The sequence below is a fragment of the Photobacterium arenosum genome, from assembly GCF_014841115.1.
GTDB classification, from domain to species: Bacteria; Pseudomonadota; Gammaproteobacteria; order Enterobacterales; family Vibrionaceae; genus Photobacterium; species Photobacterium arenosum.
Map to the genome: position 1 here is coordinate 1 of NZ_JACYTP010000038.1, position 1,089 is coordinate 1,089.

Annotated in this window: 1 protein-coding gene; it reads right to left on the bottom strand. The window is 45.9% G+C overall.

Annotated elements, in window-relative coordinates; genetic code table 11:
• Positions 1–36 precede the first annotated feature (36 nt).
• Positions 37–984, bottom strand: coding sequence for an IS30 family transposase (locus IFO68_RS21825; RefSeq protein WP_192017847.1), 948 nt, complete (start codon positions 982–984; stop codon positions 37–39).
• Positions 985–1,089 lie beyond the last annotated feature (105 nt).

The following is a 1,089-nucleotide window of genomic DNA, read 5'->3' on the forward strand; positions in this document are numbered from 1 at the left end:
CCCGAATTCAACTTCGAAGTGCGACACTCTCCAATATCAAGCAGCCAAAGTCATTTCTTCAAATACAATGGCTGGCTGCTTGAAGCCTAAACACTTTCTTGGACGATAATTTATCCGCGATAAAGCGAATTCAATATCGCTGTCTGTTACCGTTGTTAGGTCGGTTCCTTTCTTCACATATTGCCTTAAAAGACCATTAGCATTCTCATTAGCTCCACGTTCCCAAGAGCTGTAAGGGTGAGCAAAGTACACATCAGCCTCCAACTCCTTTGCGATGGTTTCATGACCGGCAAATTCTCTCCCGTTATCTGCCGTGATGGTATGGACATGTTTCTTATAAGGCATCAGTAGTTCTATTGTGGCTTTGGTAACATCATCTGCTGACTTAGAGGGCACTTTCTTTACCACGTAAAATCGTGTTTTACGCTCTAAAATAGTCACCATAGCTCCAGTGCCGTGCTTGCCTAATACGGTGTCGATTTCCCAATCACCAAATCGCTCCTTACTGTCAACGATGCTTGGCCTATCATCGATCGAAACAGCATTCTTGATCGCTGGCGCTTTCTCTTTTTTACCGCGACGATACCGCTTGTGTCCTTGCCTCAAGTGGCGATATAACTTGCCACCCAAGCGCTTATCCTGCGCAACAAATCGGTAGATCCACTCATGGCTGACAGCGGCACCGATTTTCGTTAATACACTGGAAATCTGCTCTGGACTCCAATCCGCTTCTAAAAGGAGGCGGATAAAATCAACACGCTCCTGAGGTATTCGGTATTTACGCGCTGATGTGCGTTTTTTGATTGATAACGCCTGGGCTTCGTTTGGGCAATACTGACTGCCTTTGCGGCCGCGTTTAAGCTCCCGATATACCGTAGAGCGATGGCACTGAACTGTTTTAGCTATTTCAGAAACCGAAATTCCCCGTTCCAAAAGAGCAGAAATCTGGTATCTTCTGCCCTCGGTCAACTGCTGATAATTCATGGTAGTACTGCTTGTTTCTTTGGCGAGAAGAGCGTACCACTTTTAGCAGTTGGCTTCCTCTTCTACACCTTCCCATGAATGTCGCACTTATTATCTGAAATCGGG

Bases quoted from the DNA above. Each gene is read 5' to 3' on its own strand.
- IFO68_RS21825 (WP_192017847.1), bottom strand. From the start codon at position 984: ATGAATTATCAGCAGTTGACCGAGGGCAGAAGATACCAGATTTCTGCT.